At 70.0% G+C, this 23505-nt stretch carries 23 protein-coding genes; 11 read left to right on the forward strand and 12 right to left on the reverse strand.

Annotated features, from left to right (window positions below):
* Window positions 1-12 precede the first annotated feature (12 nt).
* Together ACEXHE_RS09720 and ACEXHE_RS09725 are read right to left on the reverse strand one after the other, a co-directional pair.
* Window positions 13-720 (reverse strand): lysoplasmalogenase family protein, encoded by a 708-nt coding sequence (locus ACEXHE_RS09720; RefSeq protein ID WP_374785661.1) that lies wholly within the window; start codon window positions 718-720, stop codon window positions 13-15.
* A complete protein-coding gene (locus tag ACEXHE_RS09725; protein ID WP_356968653.1) occupies window positions 717-1661 on the reverse strand; it encodes a LysR substrate-binding domain-containing protein in 945 nt (314 codons plus the stop codon). The genes ACEXHE_RS09720 and ACEXHE_RS09725 overlap by 4 nt, the downstream gene beginning before the upstream one ends.
* Before the next feature lie 114 nt (window positions 1662-1775).
* Between ACEXHE_RS09725 and ACEXHE_RS09730 the strand changes: the two genes are divergently transcribed.
* The 3 genes from ACEXHE_RS09730 to ACEXHE_RS09740 all read left to right on the forward strand — a co-directional run bounded on the left by ACEXHE_RS09730 (window position 1776) and on the right by ACEXHE_RS09740 (window position 5670).
* Window positions 1776-3038 (forward strand): CaiB/BaiF CoA transferase family protein, encoded by a 1263-nt coding sequence (locus ACEXHE_RS09730; RefSeq protein WP_374785662.1) that lies wholly within the window; start codon window positions 1776-1778, stop codon window positions 3036-3038.
* Entirely contained in the window at window positions 3035-4258 is a 1224-nt protein-coding gene (locus ACEXHE_RS09735; protein ID WP_374785663.1) for an acyl-CoA dehydrogenase family protein, read from the forward strand. The genes ACEXHE_RS09730 and ACEXHE_RS09735 overlap by 4 nt, the downstream gene beginning before the upstream one ends.
* 131 nt (window positions 4259-4389) lie before the next feature.
* Entirely contained in the window at window positions 4390-5670 is a 1281-nt protein-coding gene (locus ACEXHE_RS09740; protein ID WP_374785664.1) for an NAD(P)/FAD-dependent oxidoreductase, read from the forward strand.
* A gap of 149 nt (window positions 5671-5819) precedes the next feature.
* On the opposite strand, the gene ACEXHE_RS09745 is transcribed toward ACEXHE_RS09740, so the two are convergent.
* The gene (locus tag ACEXHE_RS09745; protein WP_374785665.1) at window positions 5820-6593 is read right to left on the reverse strand and encodes a C40 family peptidase; all 774 of its coding nucleotides are present in this window, start codon (window positions 6591-6593) and stop codon (window positions 5820-5822) included.
* Between the two features lie 354 nt (window positions 6594-6947).
* Between ACEXHE_RS09745 and ACEXHE_RS09750 the strand changes: the two genes are divergently transcribed.
* Window positions 6948-8621, forward strand: a complete 1674-nt coding sequence (locus ACEXHE_RS09750; protein WP_374785666.1) for an FAD-binding dehydrogenase — start codon at window positions 6948-6950, stop codon at window positions 8619-8621.
* Between the two features lie 92 nt (window positions 8622-8713).
* Here ACEXHE_RS09750 and ACEXHE_RS09755 read toward each other — a convergent pair whose 3' ends face one another.
* The 3 genes from ACEXHE_RS09755 to ACEXHE_RS09765 all read right to left on the reverse strand — a co-directional run bounded on the left by ACEXHE_RS09755 (window position 8714) and on the right by ACEXHE_RS09765 (window position 11990).
* Window positions 8714-9655: an NADP-dependent oxidoreductase gene (locus ACEXHE_RS09755; RefSeq protein ID WP_374785667.1), complete on the reverse strand. Its 942-nt coding sequence runs from the start codon at window positions 9653-9655 to the stop codon at window positions 8714-8716.
* Between the two features lie 8 nt (window positions 9656-9663).
* On the reverse strand, window positions 9664-11466 hold the full coding sequence (locus tag ACEXHE_RS09760; RefSeq protein ID WP_374785668.1) for an ABC-F family ATP-binding cassette domain-containing protein: 1803 nt from the start codon (window positions 11464-11466) through the stop codon (window positions 9664-9666).
* A gap of 122 nt (window positions 11467-11588) precedes the next feature.
* On the reverse strand, window positions 11589-11990 hold the full coding sequence (locus tag ACEXHE_RS09765) for a cupin domain-containing protein (RefSeq protein WP_091698982.1): 402 nt from the start codon (window positions 11988-11990) through the stop codon (window positions 11589-11591).
* A gap of 99 nt (window positions 11991-12089) precedes the next feature.
* On the opposite strand from ACEXHE_RS09765, the gene ACEXHE_RS09770 reads away from it, so the two are divergent.
* On the forward strand, window positions 12090-12449 hold the full coding sequence (locus ACEXHE_RS09770; RefSeq protein WP_374785669.1) for a hypothetical protein: 360 nt from the start codon (window positions 12090-12092) through the stop codon (window positions 12447-12449).
* A 1-nt stretch (window position 12450) separates the two neighbouring features.
* Here ACEXHE_RS09770 and ACEXHE_RS09775 read toward each other — a convergent pair whose 3' ends face one another.
* From ACEXHE_RS09775 to ACEXHE_RS09785, 3 genes are all read right to left on the reverse strand, one after another.
* Window positions 12451-13347, reverse strand: coding sequence for a MerR family transcriptional regulator (locus ACEXHE_RS09775; RefSeq protein ID WP_374785670.1), 897 nt, complete (start codon window positions 13345-13347; stop codon window positions 12451-12453).
* Between the two features lie 92 nt (window positions 13348-13439).
* Window positions 13440-13853: a hypothetical protein gene (locus ACEXHE_RS09780; RefSeq protein WP_091698989.1), complete on the reverse strand. Its 414-nt coding sequence runs from the start codon at window positions 13851-13853 to the stop codon at window positions 13440-13442.
* A gap of 38 nt (window positions 13854-13891) precedes the next feature.
* On the reverse strand, window positions 13892-14359 hold the full coding sequence (locus ACEXHE_RS09785; RefSeq protein WP_091698991.1) for a hypothetical protein: 468 nt from the start codon (window positions 14357-14359) through the stop codon (window positions 13892-13894).
* A gap of 13 nt (window positions 14360-14372) precedes the next feature.
* On the opposite strand from ACEXHE_RS09785, the gene ACEXHE_RS09790 reads away from it, so the two are divergent.
* A complete protein-coding gene (locus ACEXHE_RS09790) occupies window positions 14373-14501 on the forward strand; it encodes a hypothetical protein (RefSeq protein ID WP_374785671.1) in 129 nt (42 codons plus the stop codon).
* A gap of 166 nt (window positions 14502-14667) precedes the next feature.
* Here the strand turns inward: ACEXHE_RS09790 and ACEXHE_RS09795 are convergent, their stop codons facing one another.
* Window positions 14668-16056, reverse strand: coding sequence for a DUF2254 domain-containing protein (locus ACEXHE_RS09795; RefSeq protein WP_374785672.1), 1389 nt, complete (start codon window positions 16054-16056; stop codon window positions 14668-14670).
* A 182-nt stretch (window positions 16057-16238) separates the two neighbouring features.
* On the opposite strand from ACEXHE_RS09795, the gene ACEXHE_RS09800 reads away from it, so the two are divergent.
* The 5 genes from ACEXHE_RS09800 (at window position 16239) to ACEXHE_RS09820 (ending at window position 20926) form a co-directional block, all read left to right on the forward strand.
* Window positions 16239-18230 carry an N-6 DNA methylase gene (locus ACEXHE_RS09800; RefSeq protein WP_374785673.1) on the forward strand — a complete coding sequence of 664 codons (1992 nt, stop codon included), beginning with the start codon at window positions 16239-16241 and terminating at the stop codon, window positions 18228-18230.
* A gap of 127 nt (window positions 18231-18357) precedes the next feature.
* Window positions 18358-19548 (forward strand): YbfB/YjiJ family MFS transporter, encoded by a 1191-nt coding sequence (locus ACEXHE_RS09805; protein ID WP_374785674.1) that lies wholly within the window; start codon window positions 18358-18360, stop codon window positions 19546-19548.
* A 69-nt stretch (window positions 19549-19617) separates the two neighbouring features.
* Window positions 19618-20061: a helix-turn-helix domain-containing protein gene (locus ACEXHE_RS09810; RefSeq protein ID WP_374785675.1), complete on the forward strand. Its 444-nt coding sequence runs from the start codon at window positions 19618-19620 to the stop codon at window positions 20059-20061.
* Complete coding sequence (locus ACEXHE_RS09815) at window positions 20058-20420, forward strand: DUF86 domain-containing protein (protein WP_374785676.1); 363 nt, start codon at window positions 20058-20060, stop codon at window positions 20418-20420. The genes ACEXHE_RS09810 and ACEXHE_RS09815 overlap by 4 nt, the downstream gene beginning before the upstream one ends.
* A 26-nt stretch (window positions 20421-20446) precedes the next feature.
* Window positions 20447-20926: a nucleoside deaminase gene (locus ACEXHE_RS09820; protein WP_260061247.1), complete on the forward strand. Its 480-nt coding sequence runs from the start codon at window positions 20447-20449 to the stop codon at window positions 20924-20926.
* Window positions 20927-21155: 229 nt separating this feature from the next.
* On the opposite strand, the gene ACEXHE_RS09825 is transcribed toward ACEXHE_RS09820, so the two are convergent.
* A complete protein-coding gene (locus ACEXHE_RS09825) occupies window positions 21156-21404 on the reverse strand; it encodes a ribbon-helix-helix protein, CopG family (protein WP_091699009.1) in 249 nt (82 codons plus the stop codon).
* A gap of 113 nt (window positions 21405-21517) precedes the next feature.
* On the reverse strand, window positions 21518-22894 hold the full coding sequence (gene dnaB, locus ACEXHE_RS09830) for a replicative DNA helicase (RefSeq protein WP_285178586.1): 1377 nt from the start codon (window positions 22892-22894) through the stop codon (window positions 21518-21520).
* Window positions 22895-23505 lie beyond the last annotated feature (611 nt).

The following is a 23505-nucleotide window of genomic DNA, read 5'->3' on the forward strand; positions in this document are numbered from 1 at the left end:
CTGATGAGCCTGTCAAAGCGGGGTGCCGCCGGTCAATGGGGCGGCGGGGCGGCGGATCAGCCGCAGCATCGCCACCGTCAGCAGGATCTGGGCGGGCACATAGGTGCCGATCACGATCAGGGTGCGCACCGGTTCGGGGACCTCGGCGGCGAACATGGCGATCGCCAGGGTCATGTCCGAGACGACGAACGCCAGCCCGCCCACCAGGCCCACCCGTCCGCCCGAGGTGGCCAGCACCGCCATCAGCGCGAGCACCACGCCGTAGACGATCACCGGGACCGTCAGCGCGGCACCGGCGGCGGGCACCACCACGGCCAGCCCCACCACCAGCAGCGCCAGGTGGATCAGTGCGCCCGGACGCCCCAGCCAGCTGGCCCTGCGGTCCGGCCACAGCGCGGCGATGTACGCCAGGTGCGCCACCAGGAAGGAGCCGAGCAGGATCAGGAAGCCGTGCCCACCCTGGGTGTCGCCCACCGCGGAGAGCAGCAGCCCAGCCGCCCAGAGCCAGCCGCGCCAGCTGCTCAGACCCCCCGCGAGCACCAAGCCCACCACCAGCGGAGGCGTGTAGAACCACCGGGCCGTGTGCATCCACTCGGTGCCGGTGGCCTCACCAAGGATGTTCACCGCCATCGCCACCAGGGACACGGCGGCGCAGATCCAGAACGCGCGGGGAAGCGGGGGGACGGGGGACGCGGAGGGTCCCGCGGGGCGTGGGGTCATGAGGGCATCCTTCCCGACGACGTCGCCTCCGGGGCGGCCGCCGCGCCTTCCAGCGGGGCGAAGAGACCGCTGACGATGCCGACCACGTCCCGCAGGGCTGGATTCTCCTCCCCGGCCCGCCAGATCATCCGCACCTCCAGGGGCTGGTCAGCGCCCTGGATGGGCAGGAACACCACACCGTCTGAGGAGACGTTGTCCCGCACCGAGTCCATGGTCAGGGCGCATCCCATCTGGGCGCCGACGAGCACCACCTGGGTCCAGGAGTCCGGTGCCGTCTGGGTGATGCGCGGGACGAATCCGGCCTGCATGGCCAGCGAGCGCAGCCTATTGGAGAGGGCTGACCCGGAATCCCCCGGCAGGGCGATCCACTGCTCCTCGGCCAGGTCCTTCATGCTGACGGTGCTGCGCTGGGCCAGTCGGTGCTGTGCGGGCAGTGCCACCATGACCTGTTCCCGAGCGATCACCCGGGAGGCGATCTCCGCCGGCAGATAGTCCCACCGGCCGATCACCAGGTCCAGACTCCCGTCCAGCACCCGCTCCAGACCCAGGTGGGAGAACTGCGAGCTGTGCAGTTCCAGGACCACCCCGGGGCGGCGAGCTCGGACCTGACGGGCCAGCTCGCCGACCTTGCGGTTGATGGAGGCACCGGCGAAGCCCAGCCGCACGCGGCCGATCCGTCCGGCCACGGCATCCTGGACCGCGTCGCGGGCCTCCTGGGAGGCGTCCAGCAGCCGCTGGGCAGGTTCCAGCAGGGCTCGTCCGGCCGCGGTGATGCTCACGTGCCGCGTGCTGCGTTCGAACAGTTCGGCCCCCAGGGAGCGCTCCAGCTGCTTGATGAGTCGGCTCAACGGCGGCTGGGCCATGTTGAGCCGGGCGGCGGCCCGGCCGAAGTGCAGCTCCTCCGCCACCACGAGGAAGGCCTGGGCCTGGTGGATATCCATCAGATCATTCCAGCACAGGTATCAGTAGGCCCGCCAGTTTGTATTGGACAAGGCCCAATGCCGGTGGTTGGGTGAACTGAGACACACCCCACCCTGACCAGCAAGGACTCCCTCATGGCCGCTTCCCCGCCATCGCCCGGCTCTGAGCCCCCTGATGCCCTGGCCAGCGGGACCGGACCTCTGGCCGGCGTCGTGATCGCTGACTTCAGCCGCGTGCTGGCCGGACCGTACGCCACCATGCTGCTGGCTGACATGGGGGCGACGGTGATTAAGGTCGAGAGCCCCGCCGGAGATGACACGCGCACCTGGATCCCCCCGCACCGGGATGGCGTGAGCACCTACTACCTCTCGGTGAACCGCAACAAGCACTCCGTCGTCCTGGATCTGGCCGACCCGCAGGACCTGGAGACCGCCTACGCCATCATCGACCGGGCAGACGTGTTCGTGGAGAACTTCAAACCCGGCGGCCTGCGCCGCTTCGGCCTGGACGCTGAGTCCGTGGCCGCCCGTTGGCCAGACCTGATCCACGCCTCCATCACCGGGTTCGGCACAGCAGGAGGAGCCAACCTGCCCGGCTACGATCTGCTGGCCCAGGCGGTCTCCGGGTTCATGTCCACCACCGGCGACCCCGACCGCGACCCCCAGCGGGCCGGCGTGGCGATCTTCGATGTCGTCACCGGGCTGCACACCGCCGTGGGCATCCTCGGCGCCCTGATGGAACGGCGCGACTCCGGTCACGGACAGCACCTGGCCCTGGACCTGTTCTCCTCCGCCCTGTCCGGGCTGGTCAACCAGACCGCCGGATACGCCGCCGCCGGCAACGTCCCGCGGCGGATGGGCAACGACCACCCCAGCCTCTTCCCCTACGGACCCTTCCCCGCCGCCGACAAGGACCTGATCGTCTGCGTGGGCAACGACTCCCAGTTCCGCCGGCTGGTCACCACCCTCGGCGTGCCCGAGCTGGCGGAGGACCCGCGGTTCACCACCATGGCTGGCCGCAACGAGCACCGCGACGAACTGCGCCCGCTGCTGGTGCAGGCCCTGTCCGCTGGGACCGCGGAGCACTGGCATCAGCGACTGCAGGAGGTGGGCGTGCCCTGCGCGCCCATCCTGGGGATCGACGAGGGGGTCCGCTATGCCGAGTCACTCGGCCTGGAGCCGATCGTCCAGGTCGGCACCGGAGAGGACACGGTTCCCCTGATCAAGCATCCGGTCACCTACAGCCGCACGCCGGCCACCTACACCCGGCGTCCCCCCGCCCTCGGTGCGGACCAGCAGTCCGTGCTGGCCTGGATCCAGACCACACCACCCATCGCCGCCGGCAGCGCTGCGGCGGCCTCACCCCGTTCGACCCGTTCCACCCAGGAGACGCCATGAGCACCCAGCCCCTGCCCACCACCGCGGTGATCGACCACCCGGACTTCTTCGACCTGGACTCCTCCCTGACCGAGGACGAGCGAGCCCTGCGGGACAAGGTCCGCGCCTTCGGACAGCAGCAGGTGGAGCCGATCATCAACGAGTGGTGGGAGAAGGCCGAGTTCCCCACGCCGCTGATCCCCGGTCTGGCCGAGCTGGGCATCATCGGCACCTTTATCCCGGGCTACGGCTGCCCCGGGCTCTCCCGCAAGGGTGCGGGCATGGTGGCCCGGGAGATGGGCCGGATCGACGGTTCGGTCAACACCTTCCTGGGTGTGCACTCCAACCTGTGCATGGGCAGCATCTACATGCTGGGCAACGAGGAGCAGCGTCAGCGCTGGCTCCCGCCGATGTCCCGCCTGGAGAAGACCGGCGCCTTCGCCCTGACCGAACCGGAGCACGGCTCGGACTCGGTCTCCCTGGAGACCTCCGCCCGCCGCGATGGCGAGCACTGGATCCTCAACGGGCACAAGAGGTGGATCGGCAATGGCCACGCGGCGGACGTCGTCGTGATCTATGCCCGGGACGAGGCCGACGCCCAGGTGAAGGCGTTCGTGCTGGAGAAGAACCAGGACGGGACCTACCCGGATGGCTACCGCCCGGAGGTCATCACCGGCAAGTTCGGCAAGCGGGCCATCCTGCAGGCCGACATCGCGATCGAGGGCCTGCGCATCCCGGCGGAGAACCGGCTGGAGCAGTGCGAGAGCTTCGCTGGCGTGAACCGGGTCCTCAAGGCCACCCGCGGCGGGGCGTCCTGGGAGGCGCTGGGCCACGGCATGGCCGCCTTCGAGATCGCCTCCCGCTACGCCTTGGAACGTGAGCAGTTCGGCGCCCCGCTCGCCGGATACCAGCTGGTCCAGGAGAAGCTCTCCACCATGCTGGCAGACCTGACCACCATGCAGCTGATGTGCAACCGGATGGCCGAGATGGCCGAGGCGGACACCCTGACCGCCGCCCAGGCCTCCCTGGTGAAGATGACCACCTCGCGCAAGGGGCTGGCCATGTGCCGTGAGGCCCGGGACATGCTCGGCGGCAACGGCATGCTGCTGGAGCGGCACATCGGACGGCACCTGACGGACATGGAGGTCATCTCCACCTACGAAGGCACCGACTCCATGCAGGCGCTGATCGTGGGACGTGAGATCACCGGGGTCTCCGCGTTCACCCGCTCCCGGCGCTGATCCGCCCGGCTGTTCCGACCGACTGTTCCCGCCGAGCCAGAAGCAGTGGTGACCATCGCGGCTGATGCCCGCCACTGCTTCTGGCTCGATCGTTCTCGCCAGGGCCCGGTCTGACCCGCCATGCTGGTGACATGACCCAGCACCCCGAGACCCCTGCCTCGTCCGCCGACTCTGCACCGCACACCCCCCATGCGGCCCTGGCGGTGATCGGCAGCGGACCAGCCGGCGTCAGCGCCGCTCGCGCCTACCTGGCGGCCGGCGGCCCCGGTCCGGTGGTGATGCTGACCTCGGACTCCGATCTGCCCTATGAGCGGCCGCCCCTGTCCAAGGAGGTGCTGGCCGGGCACGCCCCCGCCGAGGGCCAGCCGATCCAGGGCAAGGCCCTGCCGGACGGTGTGGAGCTGCGCCGCGACACCACGGTCACGGACGTGGACCTGCAGGCGCACACCCTGCAGGCCGGCGGGGATCGGCTGGGCTTCGACCGGCTCATCGTGGCCGCCGGGTCCTCACCCCACCCCCTGCCCACCGCCGAGCCGGACGCGGAGATCCACCTGCTGCGCTCACTCGACCATGCCCAGCGCCTGGTGACCTCGGCGCAGCACGCGCGCTCCGCCGTCGTGATCGGCTCCGGCTTCATCGGCTGTGAGGCCGCCGCCTCACTGGCCCGGCGCGGCATCCAGACCACCCTGGTCAGCACGGAGGAGGCGCCCCAGCTGAAGCGGCTGGGTCGCCAGGCCGCCGAGCAGATCACCCAGTGGCTGGTGGGGCTGGGTGTGGAGGTGCGCACCGGCGTGCGCGTCTCCGGCGTGCAGGCTCCGCGCACCGTCCACCTGGACGACGGCATCACCCTCTCCCCGGACCTGATCCTGGCCGCGGTGGGCGTCACCCCGGGCGGTGGACTGCTGGAGGGGACCGAGGCGATGGTCCATGAGGGCCGTGTGGTGGCCGATGAGTTCCTGCTCGCCGTACCCGGCGTCTGGGTGGCCGGTGACGCCGCCCGCGCCCATCACGGCCTGGCCGGACGGCCGCTGCCGGTGGAGCATTGGGGAGATGCCCTGGCCATGGGCGAGATCGCCGGCTTCAACGCGGCGCAGGACGCCCAGGGGCACGACGACGGCGCCCGGGCCTGGGAGACCATCCCCGGCTTCTGGAGCACGATCGGCGAGCACACCATCAAGTACTCCGCCTGGGGCGACGGCTTCGAGAGCGTGGAGTGGGGGGAGCGGACGGGCGGCTTCACCGCCTGGTACGGGGACGGCGACGGTCGCCTGGTGGGCGTGCTGACTTACAACGCCGACGACGACTACGAGCGGGGTCAGAACCTCCTGCGGGCCGGTGCCAGCGTCTGGGAGGCTGCCGCCGGGGACCGGCCGGCACCGGACGGAGACGGAGCGGGCGAGGCCGCTGAATAAGCCAGAAGAAGTGGCGGCCTTGGTGCCTGATGGCCGCCACTGCTTCTGGATGAACGGAGCCGGAACGGTCCAGACGCGCAACGGCCCCCGCGGAACAGTGTGAGCTGTTCGGCGGGGGCTGCTGTACGGCGTGAGACCGTGCGTCCGGATCAGTACCGGGCGGCGGTGCCCAGCATGTTGGTGGGGTTGTAGTCCACCGCGGTCAGGGAGACGCCGGTGACGGGGTTGCGTGCGTGGGCGATCTGGCCGTCGCCCACGTACATGGCCACGTGGTAGATGCCGGAGGCCGAGCCGTTGTTGGACCAGAACACCAGGTCGCCCACCTGCAGGTTGTCCAGGGAGACGTACTGGCTGGCGCCGGTGTACTGGGCGCCGGAGCCACGCGGGATGGACTTGCCGGCGGCGGCGAACGCCTGCTGGGTCAGGCCCGAGCAGTCGAAGCCGTACGGTCCGTTGCCGCCCCAGCTGTAGTAGGTGTTCGGGTCGGTGGCCTTGGCGGTGACGTAGTTCGCGGCCACGGCGTTCGCACCGGTGGCGGTGGAGGCCGTGGTGTAGGAGGCACGCTGGATACCGGTGCCCAGGGAAACGCCACCGGTGGAGCCCGAGTAGCTGGTGGACGCGGTGGTCCCCGTGGAACCGGCGTAAGTGGAGCCGGAGGTTCCGGTGGAGGTGGAGGCTGCAGTCGAGGTGGAGGCGCTGCGGGTGGTCTCGCCGCTGTAGCTCCAGGTGTTCTGCTGGGAGTAGCCCGAGCTCGAGACGGCGGCATCGTTGGCGGCGGCCGGTGCCACGCCGGCGATCGTTGCTCCGGCCAGCGTGGCCAGGCCTGCGGCTCCGGCGGCCAGGGAACGGCCACGGCGGGAACGGGCGGCAGACTGGGCTGCGGCCTCGGCCTGGATGCGTGCACGACGGGTGGGGTAAGTCATGGGAATGATCACCTTGATAGACAACGGATGGTCGTTCTGGGCGGCCTGACGGCGCAGTGCTGACAGTCGTCGGGTCCGCCCTGAGGCAGTACCACTCCGCGTTACCAGAACGTGATCTACGGTGACATGTCTGTTATCGATTCGCAACACTTGGCGACGCCTGGTGGAACCCTGAGCGTCGCCTGACAACCGCGATTCCACGACGGATCGGGGTTTCCGACCCTACACGCCGAGCCCCGTGCGTGACCATTTCGTGATCTTTGTCATGGTTCGTCGGCCAGCTCGTCCCCTCTGCCGAAACCAGTACCCGGGACGACCATTGCGCACTCCGGCACCCCCTGCTCAGATGAGCAGATGGAACAGACTGCCCCCACCACCCTGCACGCTGACGTGATCGTGGTCGGCGCCGGTCTGGCGGGCCTCGTCGCCGCCACCGAGGCCGCCGACGCCGGCCGCTCAGTCCTCCTGATCGACCAGGAAGGGGAGCAGTCTCTGGGCGCACAGGCGCACTGGTCCCTGGGCGGCCTGTTCATGGTGGACACCCCTGAGCAGCGCCGCCTCGGCGTGAAGGACTCCCTGGAGTTGGCCCACCAGGACTGGTTCGGCAGCGCCCAGTTCGACCGCCCCGAGGACCACTGGCCCCGCGCCTGGGCCGAGGCCTACCTGGACTTCGCCGCCGGCGAGAAGCGGGCATGGCTGCGCGAGATGGGCCATCGCATCTTCCCCGTGGTCGGCTGGGCCGAGCGCGGGGACGGCACCTCCACCGGCCACGGCAACTCGGTCCCGCGCTTCCACATCACCTGGGGCACCGGTCCTGGAGTGGTGGAGCCCTTCGAGCGCCGTCTCCGGCAGGCCCACGACGACGGCCGCGTCACCTTCGCCGCCCGGCACCGGGTGGACGCCCTCCTCCGGGAGGAGGGGGCCGTCGTCGGGGTGGCGGGGACGGTCCTGGCACCCGACGATGCACCGCGCGGGACGGCGACCAACCGGACTGCCGTGCGGGACTTCGAGGCGCGCGGGCAGGCGGTGATCGTGACGAGCGGTGGGATCGGCGGCGACCTGGACGTGGTGCGCCGTGCCTGGCCGGAGCGGCTGGGGACCCCGCCGCAGACCATGGTGGCGGGCGTGCCGGCGCATGTGGACGGACGGATGCTGGGGATCAGCGTGGAGGCCGGGGCGAGGGTGATCAACCCGGATCGGATGTGGCACTACGTGGAGGGGCTGCGCAACTGGGATCCGGTGTGGGAGAACCACGGGATCCGGATCCTGCCGGGCCCGTCGTCGCTGTGGCTGGACGCGGCGGGGAACCGACTGCCCGCGCCGTACTACCCCGGGTTCGACACCCTGGGTACGCTGCGCCACCTGCGCGGCACGGGCTACGACTACTCGTGGTTCGTGCTGACGCAGAAGATCATCGAGAAGGAGTTCGCCCTCTCCGGGTCCGAGCAGAACCCAGATCTGACCGGGCGTGACGTGAAGCTGCTGGGGCAGCGGCTGAAGAAGGGCGCCCCGGGTCCGGTGGAGGCCTTCAAGCGGCACGGGCAGGACTTCGTGGTGGCCGAGACCGTGGAGCAGCTGGTGGCCGGGATGAACGAGGTGGCCGACGCTGATGCGCCGCGGCTGGAGGTCGGAGCAGTGCGGGAGCTGATCGAGGCGCGCGACCGGGAGATGGGCAATCGCTTCACCAAGGACGCCCAGGTCACGGCGCTGCGCGGCGCACGGTCCTACCTGGGCGACCGGTTGATCCGGGTGGCCACACCGCACCGACTGCTGGATCCGAAGGCCGGGCCGTTGATCGCGGTGCGGCTGAACATCCTCTCGCGCAAGACCCTCGGCGGACTGGAGACCGACCTGCAGGGGCGGTGCCTGGGACCGGACGGTGCCGTGGTGCCCGGACTGTACGCCGCGGGCGAGGTCGCGGGGTTCGGCGGTGGCGGGATGATGGGCTACAACGCGCTGGAGGGCACGTTCCTGGGCGGCTGCCTGTTCTCCGGGCGGGTGGCCGGGCGCGCTGCGTCGGCTCTCTGACGAAACGCACCCCCGCCCCGGAAACCCACCGCCCCGTGGCGCGGTGACGTTCCGGGGCGGGGGTGAAGAACGGCGGGGTCGGCCGGGCGGGGTCAGTCTGCGGTGACCACGACCTTGCCGGCTGCGTGGCCGCTCTCCACGGCGGCGACCGCCTGGGCGGCGTCGTCGAGCGCGAATCGCTGTGTGATCACGGGAGCGAACCGCCCGTCCGCCACCAGCTGGGCGACCTGGGTGTAGACCTCTGTGGTGCGGCGCCGGGTGACCCCGGATCCGCCGAGCTGTGCGGCCTGGGCGGGGTCGGCCACGCTGCGGATGGCTCCCGGGATGCGCAGCAGGGCGGCGGCCGAGCGCAGGGTCTCCCCGCCCACAGAGTCGATGACCGCGTCCACCCCATGGGATCCGTGCGAACCCTGGCGCCGCACGGCGGTCTCCCAGTCCTGGTGGCGGTCCACCGGGATGCCGCCGAGAGACACGATCAGCTCAGCCTTCTGCGCAGAGGCCAGCCCCAGCACGGTCAGACCCCGGTCCCGGGCCATCTGGAGGACGCACGTCCCCACGCCGCCCCCGGCACCGAGCACCAGCACCGTGGCACCGGCCGGGAGGTCCAGCTCGTCCAGGGCGTCGTACGCCGTGCCGCCGGCCACGGGGAGGCAGGCGGCCTGCTCGTCGGACACGCCCTCCGGCGTCCTGGTGGTGCCTGCCGCGTCCAGCAGGACGTGGGATGCCAGCGCCCCGGTGCCGGCCGCCGTCGGGCCGAAGACCCGGTCCCCCACGCTCACGTGCGTGACGCCCTCACCCAGCCCCACCACCTCACCGGCGGCCTCGCGCCCCACGGCCATGGGGAACTGCACCGGGATGCTGCCCTGGCGGTCGCCGTTGCGGACCTTGATGTCCGCGGGGTTCACGCCGGCGGCGGTCATCCGGATCAGCACCTGTCCGGGGCCGGGCCGCGGGGTGGGGACGGTGAGGTGCTCAAGGACCTCCGGCCCGCCGTAGCGCTGGAAGCCGAACAGGCTCATCTGCTGGGTGTCCATAGGTCCAGTCAAGCACCCACGTCCTGGCCGGACCAGGGCGCCAGCTCCCTGCGCGGACCGCGCCAGCCGGACTGCAGCCACCGGTCATGGCTGGCCACGACGACGGCCCCCGGGTAGTCCGGAATGCTCGCCTCCAGCTGGGTGGCCAGCAGGAGGGAGAAGTGGTTGGTTGGCTCGTCCAGCAGCAGCACCTGCGGAGGGTCGGCCAGCAGGACCGCCAGGTCGAGACGGCGGCGCTGCCCCACGGAGAGCTCTCGCACCCGGCGGGTGTGGTCCCGGCCGGCGATCAGTCCGAAGGTGCTCAGCGGGACCTTTTCGACCCGGTCCGCTCCCACCCGCCGCGCGTAGGCCTCCGCCACGGTCTCAGCGCCGTGCTCCGGTCCGTCCTCGGCGTCCTGGCCCAACAGACCCACGGTGAGGCTGGAGGATGAGGCGAGGGAGCCGTCGTCGGGAAGGAGCCGACCTGCCAGGATGCCCAGGAGCGTGGACTTGCCGGCCCCGTTGGGCCCGGTGATGAGCAGTCGGTCCCGGGCACCGATCGCCAGAGACGTGGGGGCCAGCCGTCCGTCCAGGTGCACCCCCGTGGCGGTCAGGACCGGACCGGTGGCGGCGGATCCGGACGCGGACGGACCTGGGGACGCCGCATCCAGCCCGGAGAAGCGCAGCACCTCCGGCGGGCGCCGGACCTGGGTCTCCTCGAGGCGGTGCAGGGCCGTGGCGGCGTCGTTCACCCGGCGGGAGACCACCTTGGCGTTGCGGTCGGAGTAGAACTTGCGGGCGGACCGGGCCTCGGTGCGCGGGCCCCGGGAGGCGTTGCCCACGGTGTGGCTGGCCACCACCTCGGCGCGCAGGCGTCTGAGCTCGGCCTGCTCGTCCCGGTGGCGCCTCTCCCAGCGTTCCCGTGCGGCGATCCGCTCCAGCAGGTAGTCGGTGTAGCGCCCGGTGAACCGGGTCAGTCCGTGCCCGGAGGTGGGTCCGTCTCCGGCGAGCGCCGCCTCCACCGCCCGATGCTCCCGCGGCGCCGGGTCCAGGTCCAGCAGGGTGGTGGCGACCTCGTCCAGGAAGGCCCGGTCGTGGCTGGCGATCAGCACCGGGCCGGTCCAGCCGGTCAGCAGATCCACCAGCAGGGCGGTCCCGGCGGAGTCCAGGTGGTTGCTGGGCTCGTCCAGCAGCAGGGTGTCCGGGCGGCGCAGCAGCAGCCAGGCGAGGGACAGCCGGGAGAGCTGGCCGCCGGAGAGCTCGGCCGCGGTGCGGGTGCGATCCAGGTGGGCCAGGCCGAGCCCCTGGACCAGGCGGTCGGCGTGCTGGTCCGCGGACCAGGCGTCCGTGCGGACGGCCTCGGCGAGCGCGGCGTCATAGGCGCCGGCCAGATCCGCGGAGTCCGGGCGCTCGGCCAGATCGCTGCCGAGGCGTTCGATCTGCTCCACCAGGCGGTGCTGCTCCTGCACGGCGGAGGCCAGGACCTGGGCCACGGTGTGGTGCGGGTCGAACGGCGGCTGCTGGTGGTACAGCCCCACGGTGCCCGGGGCGCGGACGGTGCCGCCGTGGTCCTGGTCCAGGCCGGCGATGATCCGCAGCAGGGTGGACTTGCCGGTCCCGTTCTCCCCGATCAGGCAGGCCCGTTCGCCGGCCGAGACGGTGAAGGTGATGTCGGTGAGCACGCGCCGGTCCGGGTAGGAGCGGGAGACGCCGTCCACCTGGAGGTGGTCGGCCTTCCCGACGGCGGCCCCCACCTTCAGGTGTGAGGGTCCGGTGCCGCGGGGCTCGGCAGACGAGGGGTGGGGAGCAGCGGGGTGGGCGGAGGAGGGCATGGTGGTCCTGTGGCAACAGCGAAGGGACCCGCCGGGCGGTGGCCTCGGGCGCGGGACGGTGCACAGGGTCAGGAGCTCATGGGTCGAGCGTAGGCGATGGCGCCGGGACAGGCCAGGGCGGCTCAGTGCCGTTCGCCGGTGAGCATGGTCAGCAGCAGGACGTTGGCCGGATCCGGGGCGTCGGCGGGGCAGTCCACCCGGTGCACCACCCGTTCCCTCAGGTGGAGCACCACACCGGGTGCCAGACGGACGGTGCGCTCGCCCACCGTGAAGTCCAGGGTGCCGTTCAGGCACTGCACCGTGATGGGGTGCGCCGCCTGGTGGTCCGGCCAGGACTGGCCCGGCGCAAAGGTGAAGGTGATGAGGTTGGCGCCGTCACCGGTGAGCAGCCGCTTCACCGTCCCCCGGTCCCTCCCCGGGTCTGGTGCCACACGGTCCTCCCCCAGCACGTCCAGCACCGTGAGGGCGTCCTCGGGGTGCTGCCGGCCGGGGTCCTGCAGGTGCTGCGCCTGCTGCTCGCTCATGCCCCGAACCTACAAGGACCGATGCCACCGAGGCAGGCCTGATGTCCGATCGCACCCATTCCCTCGAAACTCCGCACCACATCGGCATAGTCTGCAGTCATGCGAGGAGATGAGAAGCGCGTGGTCTCAGCATTCGCTGAGTACCTGGAGCGCGCAGGGTGGACCGTGACGTTCGAGCAGAACTTCTGCGACATCGTGGCGACGAGGGACGGGCAGGAGATGTGGGTCGAGGCGAAGGGCCGGACCGCCGCGGTCGGCCTCGATGTCGACACCATGTATGGCCAGATCCTCCGGCGCATGCCCCCGGAGCCCACCGAGATCACGGCTTTTGCAGTCGTTGTTCCCGAGGCGGCAAAGACATCAGCTCTGCGCATCCCCCGGTGGGTGCGACAGGCCCTGAAGATCGATGTCTACGTGGTCTCAGACACCGACTCGGTTGAGGGTCCCCTGGACGGCTGACTCACTTCAGCACCCGGACGGTCACGGCGGCCTCCATCGTGTAAACCGGGTCCTGGCCCCCCTCCTCGGTCTGGGTCAGGCCCCGTTGCCTGAGCTCGCCGTACTCGATGCCGCGCTCCTCCAGCACCTCGGCCAGGGTGATCAGCTCATCGGGCGGCAGCGGCCCGCCAGGGGCGTCCCCGAGCAGGTCCGGCCCGTCCCCCACCATGGTCATCTCCACGTACGCCTCCTCACGGAGCGGCAGGACGCCGGTCTCGATGTTCAGTCCCGCCACAGTGAACGACGGCGGCACCTCGCCTCCCACGGGCAGGGCCAGTCTCATGTCGATCACCGTGGAGGATCCTCCCACCGGTTCCAGGCCAGCCCAGGACGGCCCGGTGATCGGCACGCCAGCCTCCACCAGTGCGGCGGCCAGAGCCTCCAAGTGCTCCTCGGCGGCATCCGTCTGCGCCTCCGCCTCGGAGAGATCGTTGGCGTCCAGGTGCAGCCGGTGCACCACTGCCACCCATCGCACCGCCTCCGCCGTCCGGAACCGGACGATGTCCTGCTGAGGTGACTGGCCGCCGTCGGGATGGCTCCTGTCTTGGAGCAGGTTGTGGCCGAGCGTCATGGCCCGGTCCTCCAGATCCCGCCGGCGGTCGAGCTCGGCGGCGTGGGCCTGGAGCAGGTCGGCGAGCCGGTCCGGCTCCTGCAGGGCTTTCTTGACGTCCTCCACGCTGAACCCTGCGGTGCGCAGGATGCGGATGGTGGTGGCGGTGCGCATCTGGGCGGCACGGTAGCGCCGGTAGCCGGAGTGGGGGTCCACCTCGGCGGGGGTGAGCAGTCCGCGCTCGTCGTAGAAGCGCAGCGCCTTGACGCTCACGCCGGTGCTGAGAGCGAATTCTCCGATGGTGATCATGGGTTCCTCCTGGGGGTCAGGACGGCCGTGATGCCGACTGATTCCAGCGTGGGCGCTCCCCCTGGAGGAGGGTCAAGACCGCCACCGGAGGATCACCTCTTCGGCAGTCCAGCGGCCCAGAGGGCGGCCCCGATCAGCGCGGGCTGACCGAAAAGCCGGGCCAGCCGCTTCCCGTCTGTGTCCAAGCCGAAGGCATCCGTGCGCTCGGCGTACTGGGCGATGTTGCCGGGGAAGATCAGCGTATAGAACGCCGCGAGCGCGGTGCCGGTGAGACGACGGTGGCGGGGCAGGGCCACCATGGCGGCACCGAGCCCGATCTCGGCCACGCCGGAGCCGAGCACCACCAGGTCCTTGTCCACGGGGAACCAGTCCGGCACCTGGGCCTGGAACTCCTCGCGGGCCACGGTGAGGTGCGTGATGCCAGCGAAGGTCATCATGGCGCCCAGTGCCAACCGGGTTGCAGTCTGGGACGGACGGGGGCGGTCACTGCTCAGTCGGGGTGTCATGCGTTCACCCTACCGACGGGTACTGACGAGTTCCTGGGTCACAGATCCGAAGGCTCCACGCCAAGCAGCGTGGTCTGGGAGAGCAGCTGGTCCAGTTCGGCCTGGTCGAACGTGGACGCGGGACAGGTGTAGAGCAGGGAGAGCTGAGTGGAGTCGGCGCTCAGGACGCGCAGCAGCATCACGGACCGGTACTGCTCTCCGGCAGGATCGGTATGGGCGGTGTCCACGCGCCGGACCTCGACTGTGCCCTCCTCCGGAGTGCGCACGGCGGCCCGTGACTGCTCATGCTGGGGTTCCTGGCTCGGATCGAAGCTCCAGATGTACCCCTGCTCCAGCTGCTCGGTGGCCTCCGCGTCCGTGACGCCGGGCGTGGGCTCGGCCGGGTTCAGCGTGGCCGTGTACTGACACCCGTCCTGGTCGGCGAGCTGGTCCACGCCGTTCTCGCCCAGGATCGCCGGCTCCCACCCGGGGACATCGGTGGGGACCTGCCACGTCGGTGAGGACACGGACGGGACCGTGGTGGGCGCCTCTGCCGACGGGGTCGGCGCGGACGACGAAGAGTCGGTGGGCGTGGTGTCGGTCGGCGCGGTGGACGTGGGCGCAGCAGACGTGGTGGCGCCCGCCGGGGCACTCGGCGCAGACGGCTGAACTGCGGTCGATCCCTCCGGCGCCGGAGCATCGCCGCCGGAACAGGCCGTCATCAGCAGCGTGGCACCCAGCAGGAGTCCACCTGCCGCCGTCCTCGTCCCGGTCATCACTCAGCCTTTCTGTCCATCCGCTCCTCTGACCCTCCGACGTTACCGGCCGCGGTGACTCACCGCAGGCTGTCGGCCAGTCCGGAAGACCCACCTGACGACCCGCCGGCCGCCTCCTCCTCGGTGGCCGGATCCGGCAGGCCCTCCAGCAGCCGCTCCACCCCCGCCCGGTACCGCGGTGCGCACACCTGAAGCAGGTCCTCGAGCATCATCCGCAGTCGCTGCGGGACCTGCATGGTGTCCGTGCCGAAGTGCGCGATCTCCAGCACCGCCAGGTCCACCAGGTCGTTGATGGCCTGCGGGTCGTGCACCACCCTGACCTGCCCGTCCGCATCGGCGATGTACGGACTCGGCGAGGCCCGCTGCACCAGTCTCCGCAGCACCCGGTGGAGCTCGTCCAGGCACTGGACGGCCGTCGTCGGGTCATTGATGCCGGAGGAGAGCGCACGGTCGGCGATGTCCGCCAGCTGGCGGATCCCGAACGCCACGTCCTGCTTCATCTCCCGCTGCGAGCTCAGCCCCAGGAAGGAGTAGAGCCGGCGCACCTCGTCCTCGGAGAGCTCCTCCACACCCCAGACGCCCAGCACCTGCTGCCCCTCGGCGATGAACTGTCCCACCGGCCGGTCCACCGTGACCACGGCGTCGTGCTCGGCGGCCCATCGAGTCAGGCCCTTGTAGTCCACGTGCACGATCACCCCGTGCCGCAGCGCCCCCGGGCTCACCCGCGCCGTGCCGGGCTCCGGCGACCACGTGGGCCCGAACCCGGCCGGCTCCTCCGCCGCCAGCTCGGGGTACATCACATCGGCCAGCTTCAGGGTGCGGTCCCCGATCCGGGAGATCACATGCGAGACCTGGATGGAGGTGGTGATCCGGTGGATGAACGCCAGGAAGAAGCCCACGCAGGCCAGCGTCATCAGGAAGGCGAGCGTGACAGAGAGCTGCGGGACGAACTGCTCGCCCTCGTTGTCCCCGCGCACGTACCGCGTCACCGTCAGCGCGAACACGAACGTGGACAGGAAGATGCCCAGCGTGCCCTGCACCACCCGGTACTGCAGGAACCCGCCCAGCACGCGCGGGGTGAACTGGCTGGAGGCCAGCTGCAGCACCACCATGGTGATGGAGAAGACCAGACCGGTCACCGAGATCATGGCCGAGGCGATCGTCCCCAGCACCTCGCGCGCACCATCCGGGCCGCCCTGGAAGACGTACTGCAGCCGGGTCACGCCCAGCTCCTCCTCCCACTGCGGCAGCAGGATCCCCAGCACCACGGCGCCGATCACGCAGGCGGCGGGCAGCGCCCAGAAGGGCCTCCACATTCGGTTCCAGCGGGTCACGGTGGGCACATCCGGGATCTGTCCACGGCTGCGCTGGCCCGACGACGGCCCCCTCGCCTCCTCCGGCTCGGCGGCGGTTGCGTCTGGCCTCGCCTGGTCGGCTGCGTGCGCCATGGGGGTCGTCCTCCTCGAGTCCTGTCCGGGTTCCGGCCGAAACCTGGTCTGTCCATTCTGTCGCACAGGAAAACTCAGATTCCGGCTCCCCTCCTATCCTGTCCGGCCCGGCCTCTAGGGTGATCTCGCTGCACCGTTCCCGCGGTGCTGCGACCCCCTGTTCCCGACTGTCAGGAGACCTTTTGACCCCTTCCTCCCCGCAGGGCCGCCCGGACTTCGCCACGGCCTTGGCTCCGCTGTCCCGCGCCACGGTCGATCCCATCGAGGCCACCGACCTGATCCTCTCGCTGCTGCTGCTCCACCGGGAGATCCGCGCGAGTGCGGCGTGGGAGTCTGTCGCGCAGACCATCGCGCAGGCAGCCTCCGCCCCCGGCGACCTGACCCCGACCCAGGCGCTGGACGTCCTGGCCGTCCAGGAGCTGACCTCCGAGTTCCGGGTCTTGGACGAGGTGCTCGACTGGCCGGCCGGTTCGGCGCCGCTGAGTGGGGTGGACCTCGCTGAGGATTTCCCCCTCCACCTCATGGCTCCCGTGCTGGAGGCCTTTCCCGGGCCGGGCCGCAGCTGGCACCGGACCCTGGCGGACACTGCGGTGGAGGTGATGCTGCGCGGTGAGGCGACCCTGCTCTCCCACGGCTCACGCAGCTCCGTCACCTCACGGATCCTGACCCGCGCGGCAGCCGGCTCGGTCCACCACCACGCTGTGGTGTACGACCCTGCCTGCGGAACCGGTGAGGTGCTGTGGGCCCTGTCCACGGATGCCGCTGCTCCTGAGTTCATCGGCAATGACCTGGATCCGGACATCCTGCGCATCGCCCACCTGCGAGCTGCGCTGCGGGGCGTGCGACTCTCGTCGTCCACCCAGGACATCGTGCGCGACCTCTCAACGCCGCAGGTGAAGGCCGACGTCGTGGTCTGTGAGGCCGGTCGGATGATCCTGGACGGTCATGAGGAGGTCCACGAGGACGAGACCCCTGCCAGGTCGATCGCTCTGCATGGCCAGGCGGCGGCCGGCCTGAAGGTGCTCCGCCATGCAGCCGCCGCGTTGAGCCCCCACGGCAGGGCGTATGTGATCGTGCCCCAGGTCATCCTCGACGCCCAGGTGCATTATCCTGCCCGCCAGAACCGGGAATGGCTGGTCCAGTCCGGGGCGCTGGAGTCCCTGGTGCAGCTCGGTGGTTCCGTGGCCTCCTACACCGAGGAGGAACTGCTCCTCTGCGTGCTCCGTGCACCCGGCGAGGGGGCCGAAGAGACACCGGTCCAGCTGATCGACGCCTCTCAGGAGGATGAGATCGTGGAGCAGATCGGCCCCTGGATGGACTCGCTCCGCGCCGGTCAGCGGCCTCTCGGCGTGCGGACCGGAACGGTGGACCGGAGGCGGCTCATCCGCGGCGGGATCCTCCACAGACCGGCCACGATGCTGCCCGCCTACCTCCGTCCGGATGACGCCCACGAGGGCCTGCTGCTCGGACGGATGAGCCTGCAGGATGCCATGGCCGCCGTCCGGAAGGGCATGACCGCGGCGACGGCCCGAGCCAAAGTCGCCGTCGGTGCCCAGACCATGGTGAGCCTGCAGTCGCTCATCGACTCCGGCGCCGTGACAGAGGTGCGGGCCGGACATGACGAGCAGGCGGCGGTATCAGCGACCGAAGACGGGAAGACACAACGGGTGCGACTGCTCAGACCTCTCGTCCGGTTGGACCAGTCACCGGTCGTGACGGTCCCCGCGGACATGGACCTGGTGCAGGACGGTGACCTCGTGTTCGCTCCGGAGGACACAGGCGTCGTCCGTCCTGCACCCGCCGGCGGCGCCCGGTGGGTGGTCCGTCCACAGGACCGCGTGCTACGTGTTGACCCCACCCGACTGAGCCAGGACTTTCTGCTGTTCTGTCTGAGGCAGCCGTGGGATGAGACCTCCCGGGCTCAGGTGGGTGGCATCTCACGCGGACCCACCACCGGCTCCACCCGTCGGCAGAGCCCACTCCGGCCCTGGTCCGACTACAGCATTCCGCTGCTCCCCCTGGCCGAACAGCGTGAACTGATCGCCGCACTGCGCGCCCTGGACGATCTCGCGGTCGCTGCTGACGATCTCGCGCAGCAGGCCCGCCAGCAGAAGACTCGACTGGCGCAGCACCTGCGGTTCCGTCATGACCTCGACCAGGCTCAGGACCTCTGAGACCGAGTCATCTCCTGCCATCTGGTGCCGCTGTCACCCTCACCACGTACGGTGTGGGTGACGGCGGTCACGTGGACCGCCGGACTCCTCGAACCACACCACCCACCCCAGGGACAGGAGCAGCCCCGTGGCTCAGCCGACCCGCGCCGTGTGGATCGCCCTGCTGCTGGCCGCCGGTCCGGCCTCAGCGTTCGGCCTGGCCCGGTTCGCCTACGCCGTGCTGCTGCCGCCCATGCAGGCCGACCTGGACTGGTCCTACGCCACGGCGGCACTGCTGAACACCGTCAACGCCGCCGGATACCTGATCGGCGCACTGGTGGCGGCCCGGGTCGGACGTCGTTTGGGCGTGCGGCAGGCGTTCCTGCTCAGCATGGTGACCACCGCCGTGGCCCTGGGCGCCTCGGCTCTGAGCACCCTGCTGCCCGTCCTGCTGGGACTCAGACTGATCGCCGGTGCCACCGGCGCGGTGACCTTCATCCTCGGCGCCGCACTGACCGCCTCTCTCGCCTCGGCCCACCCCGGACGCAGCTCAGCACTGCTGATGGGGGTCTACGTGGCCGGCGGCGGACTGGGGATCGTGGTGACCGGGCTGCTGCTTCCGGCCACCCTGGCCTGGTACCCGGCCGAGCTGGGATGGAGGATCGGCTGGGCAGTGCTGGGCGTCGTCGGGATCCTGGCCTGGCTGATGGCCGCACCGGCGGCCCGCCGTGTCCCCGAACCGCCTCCGCGGCCCGCCGGCTCCCGGGCTCCCGTGCGCGGGATGATCCCGCTGCTCTCCGGCTACACGCTGTTCGGGGCCGGGTACATCGCCTACATGACGTTCATTGTGGCGCTGCTGCGCGGGGACGGCGCCACGGACGTGCAGGTCTCGGTGTTCTGGATCGTGCTGGGGCTGGCGGCGATCGGCGGCGGCTTCGCGTGGTCCCCGGTGATCGGGCGGCTCAGCGGAGGCCGCGCGCCGGCACTGCTGATGGTGGTGGTGGCCCTGGGCGCCGGCCTCCCGCTGTTCGGCTCCCATCCGGTCCTGGCACTGGGCTCAGCGGTGCTGTTCGGGGCCACGTTCCTGGCGCTGGTCGGCTCGGTCACCCACGCGGCGCACCGGGTGCTGGATCCGCGTCAGGTGACGGACGGGATCGGCATCCTCACGGTGGGCTTCGCCATCGGACAGTCGATCGGACCGTTGCTCTCCGGCATCCTGGCCGACTCCGCGGACGGCGTCCGCGCGGGCCTGGCCCTCTCCGTGGCGGTCGTCCTGGTGGGCGCGGTGCTCTTCCTGGGCCAACGCCGCCACGTGCCGACCACAGCAGCAGACACCTGACACGTCCGATGTGACCACACCGCTGGGCAGACATATCGACGCCGATATACGCCGACGTATACTCCACCCATGGACATCAGGGCGCAACGAGTGGCTGCGGGCATGACCCAGTCCGAGCTCGCCTCAGCCGCCCACGTCCCGCAGCCGAACCTCTCCGCCTACGAGAACGGACGTCGCGCACCCAGTCCCGACGTCCTGGAACGCATCAGATCTGCACTCGCAGGCCGTCCGGGCGAACGGGTCCGGCTGCACCGGGATGCCATCCGCGCCATCGTGGCGCGGCACCACGCTGCGGAACCCCGCCTGGTCGGGTCCGTCGCACGGGGGCAGGGCCGGCCGGGTTCAGACGTGGACATCCTGGTCGACTTCACCCCTGAAGCCACGCTCCTGGACGAAGTCGGACTACGGCTCGCGCTGGAAGATCTGCTCCAGACAGACGTCGACGTCCTGTCACTGGACTCACTGCGGGGATCTCTGCGAGACCGGGTCCTGAGGGAGGCCGTCGAGCTGTGACCCACCAGTCCCGCCGCGCGGTGGATGCCGCCCGACGCACCGTCACGGTCTGCGACCAGCTCGCTGAGTTCGTCGCCGAGGGGCGGGACGCCTTCATGGCCGACGTCCGCACGCAGTGGGCCATCGAGCTGGGCCTCATTCGGATCGGCGAATCGATCAACCGCATTCCGTCGGAGATCCTTGGTGAGTTCGACGGCCAACCGTGGCGCCAGATCGTCGCCATGCGCAATTTCGCCGCCCACCAGTACGACGACCTGGAACCCTCTCGCGTGTGGCGCACCCTGGAGCAGGACATCCCTGAACTGCGCACGTATCTGGTGACGATCATGATCCCGGCGTTGGAGTCCGCCGGCACCTGACGCGCCGCCGGTGCTAGCTTCAGACCATGGCCCTGACCGCTGACGACCACCGTTTCCTCACGCGCGCTGTGGACCTGGCCGAAGAGGCCCTCCACGCCGGCGACGAGCCCTTCGGCACCATCCTGGTCGATCCGGAGGGCACCATCGTGTTCGAGGACCGCAACCGGGTCAGCAACGGCGACCAGACCCAGCACCCCGAGTTCGCCGTCGCCCGGTGGGCCGGCCAGCACCTGCCCCAGGAGGCTCGTGCCGCCCACACCGTCTACACCTCCGGCGAGCACTGCCCCATGTGCGCGGCCGCGCACGGCTGGGTGGGCTTGGGCCGGATCGTCTACGCCACCTCAGCTGCGCAGTTCAGCCAGTGGATGACAGACCAAGGGCACGACGCCGGCCCCGTCGCCTCCCTGCCCATCGGCACGGTGGTGCCGGGAGCCACGGTGCACGGCCCCGACCCGGACCTCATCGACCGCGTGAGGGCGCTGCATGTCCAGCGAGCCCAGGGGTAGGCTCCGTCCTGCCAGCCACCAGCCGGGGTGACACCTCCTCGAGCCGAGATGACCGGCCGTCGTCGGGAGGCTGCGGACAGCGTGAGTCTCAGTGTTCCCTCACCTCAGGCGAGAAATTCCCGATGAGGCCATTCGTGCTCTTCCAAGGGCTCGATCCACAGGGAAAGATCGGCCGCTTGGATCGCATCTTCCGGGAGTACCCCGTGCTTCAGCGCGCTACGATGAACCTTCATGCAGCCATGGAGGCGATCGCCCGTCGGATCGCCTCAGACCGGGAGATATGCTCTCCAGCGGCCACGGCGTCCAGCGCCGCGATCTCCTCAGTCGTCAACCGGACCGCGATCACCTGCATGGGCGCAGAACCGCGACCGGGGCGGCCGCGGCCCCGGCGCTTGAGCATCTCGACGTCATATCCCGCCTCAGCCTCGTCTGCCCACTTCTGGATCTGCTCTTCAGTCACGTCCTGCTCACTCAGCATGAAGAAAGCGTATGACGAAAATATAGCGCGGGGCTAGAGGGAGTCGTCGACCGACTCGACGTGCGGCCTGGATGGTGCGCCTGGCGACCGGCCGTCGTCGGGACAGCGAGAAGTCAGAACCCGCCGGAGTCCGGGGCCATGTTGGAGAAGCGCGAGTAATGGCCCTGGAAGCCGACCACGATGGTCTTGGTGGGGCCGTTACGGTGCTTGGCCACGATCAGATCGGCCTCGCCGGCGCGCGGTGACTCCTTGTCGTAGATGTCCTCACGGTGCAGCAGGATCACCATGTCCGCGTCCTGCTCGATCGAGCCGGACTCACGGAGGTCGGAGACCTGGGGCTTCTTGTCGGTGCGCTGCTCGGAGCCACGGTTCAGCTGGGAGAGCGCGATCACCGGGACCTCCAGCTCCTTGGCCAGCAGCTTCAGGGCACGGGAGAACTCGGCGACCTCCTGCTGACGGGACTCCACGCGCTTGCCCGAGCTCATCAGCTGCAGATAGTCCAGCACCACCAGCTTCAGATCGTGCTTCTGCTTCAGGCGGCGGCACTTGGCGCGGATCTCCATCATGGACATATTCGGGGAGTCGTCGATGAAGAACGGGGCCTCGTTCAGCCGGCCCACGGTGGCGGCGATCTTGGACCACTGCTCGTCGCGGATGGTGCCTTTGCGCAGGTCCTGCAGGGCGATGGTCGCCTCAGCGGAGAGCAGGCGCATGGCGATCTCGTTCTTGCCCATCTCGAGGGAGAAGAACACGGTGGTCATGTTGTGCTTGATGGCGGCCGAGCGCGCGAAGTCGAGCGCGAGGGTGGACTTGCCGACCGCCGGGCGCGCCGCGACCACGATCATCTGACCGCCGTGCAGACCCTGGGTGAGCTCGTCGAACTCGTAGAACCCGGTGGGGACGCCGGACATGCCCTCGCCCTGGGAACCGGCGGCCTCGATCTCGTCCACGGTGTGCTCGAGGATGCCGGACAGGGCCACGTAGTCCTCGGACTGGCGGTTCTCGGCGACCTTGTAGATCTCGGCCTGGGCCTCGTTGACGATCTCCTCGACCTCGCCGTCCTGCTGCTGGCCGAGCTGGACGATCTTGGTGCCGGCCGAGACCAGTCGCCGCAGGACGGCCTTCTCATGCACGATCTCGGCGTAGAAACCGGCGTTGGCGGCCGTGGGCACGGACTGGATCAGCTCGTGCAGCACTGCCGGGCCGCCCACCCGGGTGAGCTCCTGGCGCTTGTTGAGCAGGTCGGCCACGGTGACGGCGTCGGCCGGCTCGCCGCGTCCGTAGAGGTCGATGATCGCCTCGTAGATCATCTCGTGCGCGGGCTTGTAGAAGTCATGGCCGCGCAGGACCTCGACCACATCGGCGATCGCGTCCTTGGAGAGCATCATGCCGCCCAGGACGGACTGTTCGGCGTTCAGGTCCTGCGGGGGCAGGAAACCACCGCGAGAGTCACCGGTGCCGTCGGCGGAATCAAATCGATCGGATGCCACGTTCGGTTGATTCCCTTTCCCTGCGCCGGACGGCCCGGCGACTCTTCTGCGGTGATGACCCCTCTAAGAGCCCGCCGCACCAGGGGTGCTCCGCGTCGATCCTCAAGGGACCGCACCGAGCCCTGATGCGGCGGGCTCCACAGACGGTGCGACCTGGATGCGCGCCTGCTGAGAACGGTCCGAGGACCGTCTTCTGCAGGCCAATACCCTGGTCCGCCCGAAGGGGATACCACGGGACACTACTCTGCGGTCGGATCCCCACTCAACCGCGTGTCACCCCCAACCTGTGGACAACGTGTGGATTGCGCGGCGTGTTGTGTGCACTGCGTGGGGACAACTGTGGGGATGACGACTCCTCAGAGCGCACTACCCCTGGTTGACTAGGCAGTATCTGACTTTCCACCTGTGGACAGAAAGATTCTTCCTTGGGGATTTCGCGGGGAGTTACTAACACCACACCCCTGAACAGCGCAACTCCGCACCCACCCTCTTCAGAGTTATCCACAGGTACTCCACAGGTTATGTGTGAGGCGTTGTCCATCCCCACACCGCTCATCCAGCCCCGTCCACCTGCACCACCGGCGCAGTTCGGCCCCGCCGGTCACCCCTGA

Source organism: Micrococcus sp. IITD107, from assembly GCF_041927415.1.
Lineage (GTDB): Bacteria > Actinomycetota > Actinomycetes > Actinomycetales > Micrococcaceae > Citricoccus > Citricoccus terreus.

What these genes read in the sequence shown, in the direction of transcription:
- ACEXHE_RS09720 (WP_374785661.1), bottom strand. Translation starts at nt 720, where the DNA reads ATGACCCCACGCCCCGCGGGACCCTCCGCGTCCCCCGTCCCCCCGCTT.
- ACEXHE_RS09725 (WP_356968653.1), bottom strand. Translation starts at nt 1,661, where the DNA reads ATGGATATCCACCAGGCCCAGGCCTTCCTCGTGGTGGCGGAGGAGCTG.
- ACEXHE_RS09730 (WP_374785662.1), top strand. Translation starts at nt 1,776, where the DNA reads ATGGCCGCTTCCCCGCCATCGCCCGGCTCTGAGCCCCCTGATGCCCTG.
- ACEXHE_RS09735 (WP_374785663.1), top strand. Translation starts at nt 3,035, where the DNA reads ATGAGCACCCAGCCCCTGCCCACCACCGCGGTGATCGACCACCCGGAC.
- ACEXHE_RS09740 (WP_374785664.1), top strand. Translation starts at nt 4,390, where the DNA reads ATGACCCAGCACCCCGAGACCCCTGCCTCGTCCGCCGACTCTGCACCG.
- ACEXHE_RS09745 (WP_374785665.1), bottom strand. Translation starts at nt 6,593, where the DNA reads ATGACTTACCCCACCCGTCGTGCACGCATCCAGGCCGAGGCCGCAGCC.
- ACEXHE_RS09750 (WP_374785666.1), top strand. Translation starts at nt 6,948, where the DNA reads ATGGAACAGACTGCCCCCACCACCCTGCACGCTGACGTGATCGTGGTC.
- ACEXHE_RS09755 (WP_374785667.1), bottom strand. Translation starts at nt 9,655, where the DNA reads ATGGACACCCAGCAGATGAGCCTGTTCGGCTTCCAGCGCTACGGCGGG.
- ACEXHE_RS09760 (WP_374785668.1), bottom strand. Translation starts at nt 11,466, where the DNA reads ATGCCCTCCTCCGCCCACCCCGCTGCTCCCCACCCCTCGTCTGCCGAG.
- ACEXHE_RS09765 (WP_091698982.1), bottom strand. Translation starts at nt 11,990, where the DNA reads ATGAGCGAGCAGCAGGCGCAGCACCTGCAGGACCCCGGCCGGCAGCAC.
- ACEXHE_RS09770 (WP_374785669.1), top strand. Translation starts at nt 12,090, where the DNA reads ATGCGAGGAGATGAGAAGCGCGTGGTCTCAGCATTCGCTGAGTACCTG.
- ACEXHE_RS09775 (WP_374785670.1), bottom strand. Translation starts at nt 13,347, where the DNA reads ATGATCACCATCGGAGAATTCGCTCTCAGCACCGGCGTGAGCGTCAAG.
- ACEXHE_RS09780 (WP_091698989.1), bottom strand. Translation starts at nt 13,853, where the DNA reads ATGACACCCCGACTGAGCAGTGACCGCCCCCGTCCGTCCCAGACTGCA.
- ACEXHE_RS09795 (WP_374785672.1), bottom strand. Translation starts at nt 16,056, where the DNA reads ATGGCGCACGCAGCCGACCAGGCGAGGCCAGACGCAACCGCCGCCGAG.
- ACEXHE_RS09810 (WP_374785675.1), top strand. Translation starts at nt 19,618, where the DNA reads ATGGACATCAGGGCGCAACGAGTGGCTGCGGGCATGACCCAGTCCGAG.
- ACEXHE_RS09820 (WP_260061247.1), top strand. Translation starts at nt 20,447, where the DNA reads ATGGCCCTGACCGCTGACGACCACCGTTTCCTCACGCGCGCTGTGGAC.
- ACEXHE_RS09825 (WP_091699009.1), bottom strand. Translation starts at nt 21,404, where the DNA reads ATGCTGAGTGAGCAGGACGTGACTGAAGAGCAGATCCAGAAGTGGGCA.